The 5,166-nt window shown below is 75.0% G+C and carries 4 protein-coding genes; 1 reads left to right on the top strand and 3 read right to left on the bottom strand.

The window, feature by feature from the left end:
- Positions 1–159: 159 nt before the first annotated feature.
- The 3 genes from nadB to DVA66_RS16890 are packed head-to-tail and all read right to left on the bottom strand — an operon-like array spanning position 160 to position 3,684.
- Positions 160–1,668, bottom strand: coding sequence for an L-aspartate oxidase (nadB, locus tag DVA66_RS16880; protein ID WP_114561111.1), 1,509 nt, complete (start codon positions 1,666–1,668; stop codon positions 160–162).
- A gap of 1 nt (position 1,669) precedes the next feature.
- Positions 1,670–2,926: a quinolinate synthase NadA gene (gene nadA / locus DVA66_RS16885; RefSeq protein ID WP_114561112.1), complete on the bottom strand. Its 1,257-nt coding sequence runs from the start codon at positions 2,924–2,926 to the stop codon at positions 1,670–1,672.
- Positions 2,923–3,684 (bottom strand): NUDIX hydrolase, encoded by a 762-nt coding sequence (locus DVA66_RS16890; protein WP_114561113.1) that lies wholly within the window; start codon positions 3,682–3,684, stop codon positions 2,923–2,925. Before DVA66_RS16890 ends, nadA begins: the two co-directional genes overlap by 4 nt.
- 139 nt (positions 3,685–3,823) lie before the next feature.
- Between DVA66_RS16890 and DVA66_RS16895 the strand changes: the two genes are divergently transcribed.
- Complete coding sequence (locus tag DVA66_RS16895) at positions 3,824–4,861, top strand: DNA polymerase Y family protein (protein ID WP_198671877.1); 1,038 nt, start codon at positions 3,824–3,826, stop codon at positions 4,859–4,861.
- Positions 4,862–5,166: the final 305 nt, after the last annotated feature.

Below are 5,166 nucleotides of genomic sequence, written 5' to 3' on the forward strand. Positions count from 1 at the left end.
TTCGACAGGCTCAGGGCGTCGGGGGGACGGCTCGGGGCGTCGGGGGGACGGCTCGGGGCGTCGGGGGGACGGCTCAGGGCGTTAGGGTCGGGCTCAGGGCGTTGTGGGTGCGGCTGTGCGCTGGCTCGACCACCAGCGTCCTGAGCCCGTCGAAAGACGTCACGGCTGGAGCACCAGGGAGCGGTGCACGGCCTGGGTGTCGTCACGGTCGGGGAAGTCGGTGCGGTGGTGGCTGCCGCGGGACTCGGTGCGGGCCAGCGCGGCGGCCACCAGGGCCCGGCCGACCAGCAGCAGGTTGGCGTCCTCGCTGGCCTTGACGTCGTCGACCTCCGGGGTGCGCCAATGGCGCAGCACGGCGGCGGCCTCGGTCAGCCCGGCGGCGTCCCGGGACAGCCCGGCGCAGCGCCACAGCAGCTGCTGGAGGTCGGCGCGGGTGAACGGCTCGGCCCCGTCCGCGTCGGCCAGGTCGACCGGCACCGGCTCGGCCCAGGTGGCGTCGAACGGCTCGACCGCCGGACGCTCCCGCAGCCCGCGCACCGCCCGCGCGCCGAACACCGCCCCGTCGAGGAGGGAGTTCGAGGCCAGCCGGTTCGCGCCGTGCAGACCGGTGCAGGCGACCTCCCCGACGGCCAGCAGCCCCCGCACGGACGTCCGTCCCCAGCTGTCGGTGCGCACCCCGCCCATCGCGTAGTGCGCGGCCGGGGTGACCGCCACCGGGGAGCGGCCCCAGTCCAGCCCGAGATCACGGCATGCGGCGTCGATGGTGGGGAAGCGGCGGGCCAGGAACTCCGGCCCGAGCGCGGTGGCGTCCAGCACCACCGGACGTCCGGTGCGGGCCATCGTCGCGGCGATCCCACGGGCCACCACGTCGCGCGGGGCGAGCTCGGCGTCCGGGTGCAGGTCGGTCATGAACCGGTGCCCCGACGCGTCGCGCAGCACCGCCCCCTCGCCGCGGACGGCCTCGGAGACGAGGAAGCTGCCCGGGGCGTCGAGGGAGGTCGGGTGGAACTGGTACATCTCCAGGTCGGCCACCGCCGCCCCGGCCCGCAGCGCGATCGCCACCCCGTCGGCGGTCGCCACCGCCGGGTTGGTGGTGAACGGGTACAGCTGTCCGGCGCCGCCGGTGGCCAGCAGCACCGCGTCGGCCACGACCTCCTCGCCACCGAGCAGCCGGACGCCGACCGCCCGTCCGTCGCGGACCAGCACGTCGACCACGGTGCTCCGGGGACGGACCTCCACCGGGCTCGCCGCCAGCCGCTCCAGCAGCGCGGAGACGATCGCGTGCCCGGTGGCGTCCCCGCCGGCGTGCAGGATCCGGGCGGCGGAGTGGGCCGCCTCGAGCCCGTGGGCCAGCCCGTCGCCGTCACGGTCGAAGGCGACGCCGCGGGCCAGCATCGAGGCCAGCGCGTCCGGGCCGCCGGCGCACAGCACCCGCACCACCTCGGCGTCGCTGAGGCCCGCGCCGGCGGCCAGCGTGTCGGCGACGTGCGCGGCGACGCTGTCCTCGGGGGTGGAGACGACGGCGATACCGCCCTGGGCGTAACGGGTGTTGGACTGGTCGAGCTCGTCCTTGGCCAGCAGCGTCACCCGGTGCGTGGCGGCGGCGTCCAGCGCGGCCGTCAGCCCGGCGATCCCGCTGCCGACGACGAGCAGGTGCGGACGGGTCATCTCAGCTCCTCGGCAGGGCGGCGAGCATGCGCTCCAGCGCCACCCGGGCGTCGGCGGCCACGGCCGCGTCCACCACGATCTCGTTGCGGACCTCGCCCTCGACCAGCCCGTCCAGCACCCAGGCGAGGTAGCCGGGGTGGATCCGGTACATCGTCGAGCAGGGGCAGATCACCGGGTCGAGGCAGAAGATGGTGCGGTCGGGGTGCTCGGCGGCCAGCCGGTTGACGAGGTTGACCTCGGTGCCGATGGCGATGACGTCACCGGGCTGCGAGGCCGCGACGTACTTGCGGATGAAGTCGGTCGACCCGGCGGCGTCGGCGGCGTCGACCACCGGCATCGGGCACTCGGGGTGGACGACCACCTTGACGCCCGGGTGCTGGGCGCGGGCCTGCTCGATCTGGGCGACCGAGAACCGCCGGTGCACCGAGCAGAAGCCGTGCCACAGGATCACCGAGGCCGAGCGCAGCGCCTCCTCGGTGTTGCCGCCGAGCGGACGCCGCGGGTCCCACATCGGCATCGCGTCCAGCCCGATGCCCATCGCCTTGGCGGTGTTGCGGCCCAGGTGCTGGTCGGGGAAGAAGAGCACACGCTGTCCGCGCTCGAAGGCCCACTCCAGCACCGTGGCGGCGTTGGAGGAGGTGCAGACGATGCCGCCGTTGCGCCCGCAGAACGCCTTGAGCGCGGCCGAGGAGTTCATGTAGGTGACCGGCACGACGCTCGCCCGGCCGTCCGGCTCGGTGTCGCCCAGGACGTCCAGCAGCTCCTCCCAGGCGGTCTCGACCGAGTCCTCGTCGGCCATGTCGGCCATCGAGCAGCCGGCGGCGAGGTTGGGCAGGACGACGTGCTGGTCGGGCCGGGACAGGATGTCGGCCGTCTCGGCCATGAAGTGCACCCCGCAGAAGACGATCGCCTCGGCGTCGGGACGGGTCAGCGCGGCGTTGGCGAGCTGGAAGGAGTCGCCCACGAAGTCGGCGTGCTGGACCACCTCGTCACGCTGGTAGAAGTGCCCGAGCACGACCAGCCGGTCGCCGAGGGTCTGCTTGGCGGCGCGGATCCGCCGGTGCAGCTCGGCCTCGTCCATCCGCTGGTAGGCCTCGGGCAGCTGGCCGGGTCGGACCACCGGGTCGGGCAGCACGTCGGCCTCCGACGCGCCGGGGCCGTAGCCGGGTGAGAGGTCGAACACCCAGGGTCCGGCCGCCAGGTCGGCGTCGCAGCTGGACTGCGGGGCGAGGGCGATGGACTGCTGGACGGAGGTCATGAGAGCCCCTTCGGCGGGTCGGTGTCGGCTGGGTGGGTGGGCTCGGTGACGGTCACGCGAGCCGGGTCGGAGGACGGGATCTCCACCGCGCGCCGGTACAGCGCGGGTGGGCGGTGGGCGGTGCCGGCCAGGCGGCGTCCGGTGGGGGCCACGGTCTTCGCGGCGAGCACCTGGCGGCGGAAGTTGGCCGGGTCGAGGGTGCGCTGGGTGACGGCCTCGTGCACCTCGCGCAGCGCGGCGAGGGTGAACTCCTCGGTGAGGAAGGCCAGCGCGATCGGGCTGTAGCCGATCTTGGCCCGCAGCCGGGCCAGTGCGTAGCGCAGCACCGTGTCGTGGTCGAAGGCCAGCGGGGCCGCGCCGCCCCAGGCGCCGACCTCGTCGGCCACCTGCCACTCGACGTTCTCGCCGACCACGCTGCGCTCGGCCTCGTCGGGCCGGATGATCGCCCAGTAGACGACCGAGACGACCCGGCCCTCGTCGGTGACGGCGCCGGAGCGGTCGACCGCGCCGAAGGCGTAGAGCTGCTCGAGGTAGTGCGGGGCCAGCCCGGTGGTGCGCTCCAGCGTCCTGCGCGCGGAGGTGGCCAGGTCGTCGGCGGGGTCGAGCGGCCCGCCCGGCAGCGCCCAGCGGCCGCGGAACGGCTCACGGATCCGGCGCACCAGCGGCAGCCAGAGCGTCAGCCGGCCGGTGTCGGGGTGCGGGCGCAGCGCGAAGATCACCGTGGACACCGCCAGGGTGAGACCGCGCTGCTCGGTCATGTCGTCCGCCGCTCGAGTTGAGGTCACGATGACTTTAACTTGCGATGAACACTCTAGCGCGACTTCTGGTCATCCGCACCTTGAGCCCGGTGGAGGTGACGCGCTCGTCGTAATCGAACACGTGTGCGATGATGGCAGGGTGGCCGGACCGCTGATCCACGCCGACGCCGACGCCTTCTTCGTCTCCGTCGCGCTGCGCGGCCGCGCCGACCTGGTTGGACGTCCGGTGGTGGTCGGCGGCCCGGTGGTCGCCTGCGCCAGCTACCCCGCGCGGGCCGCCGGCGTCCGCTCGGGGACCGGGATCACCGAGGCGCTGCGCACCTGCCCCTCGCTGGTGGTGCTGCCGGTGCCCGGGGAGGAGGTCGAGCAGGTCAGCGACGAGCTGTTCCGGATCTTCGACCGCGCCGCGCCGGCCGTCGAGCCCGGGTCGATGGAGGAGGCCTTCCTCGACACCAGCGCCCTGAGCTGGCCCGAGGTCGAGGAGAGGGCCCGGGCGCTGCGCCGGGAGGTGCGCGAGCGGCTCGGGATCACCGTCACCACCGGGATCGGCCGCACCAAGCTGTTCGCCAAGCTGGCCTCGCGGACGGCCAAACCCGACGGCCTGCGGGTGATCGGGCCGGAGGAGGAGCGGCGGCTGCGCACCACCCTGCCGCTGGCCGACGTCTGGGGGGTCGGTGCACGGACCCTGGGCCGGCTGCACGCCCTCGGCGTCACCACGCTGGGGGAGCTGGCCGCCGTGCCGGTGCACCGGCTGCACGAGCTGTGCGGCACCACGATGGCCCGGCGGCTCCGGCAGGTCGTCGAGGGCTGCGACGACGCCGAGGTGCGTCCGGTGCGCTCGCGGCAGACCCTCAGCGCGGGGACGGCCACGGTCGGCTGGGGACGCGCCGACCGCAGCCCCGCCGAGCTGGCCGACGTGGTCTGCCGGCGGCTGGCGCACCGGGCCGGCGAGGCCGGTCTGGTGGCCGGCACCGTCACCGTCTCGCTGGCGCGCGAGGGTGTGCCGACCGAGCACCGTCGGGCCCGGCTCGACTCCGCCGGCGCCGAGGAGGACGTGCTGCGGCACTGCGTCGGCGAGCTGCTGGCGGCCGGTGCGGTGCCGCTGGTGGACACGCTCACCGTCACGCTGTCGGATCTGTCGGCGGCCGACCGGCACCGCCAGGACACGTTGTTCTGACCCGGACGTGAACGGCGTCCGAACAGCGGCCGGCAGGGGTTCAGCTCGGCGGCCCGCAGGGCTAGCGTGGGCGTCGGAGCACACGACGCGGACGGGTCGGGATGTGACGAGGGACGGGCACAGCAGCGGGCCACGCAGGGCCCTGCCCACGGAGCGGGAGCGGCCACGCCGACGGTCCCGCACCGCCGCCGCGGTCGCGACCGCGGCGCTGGTGTCGGTACCCCTCGTCTCGGCCGTGCCGGCCACCCAGCCGCTCACCGCGGTGCCGGCCCCGCGACCGCCGGTGGTCGAGCCCGAGCCCGGCC

The organism is Desertihabitans aurantiacus (assembly GCF_003344635.1).
In the GTDB taxonomy this organism is placed as follows: Bacteria; Actinomycetota; Actinomycetes; order Propionibacteriales; family Propionibacteriaceae; genus Desertihabitans; species Desertihabitans aurantiacus.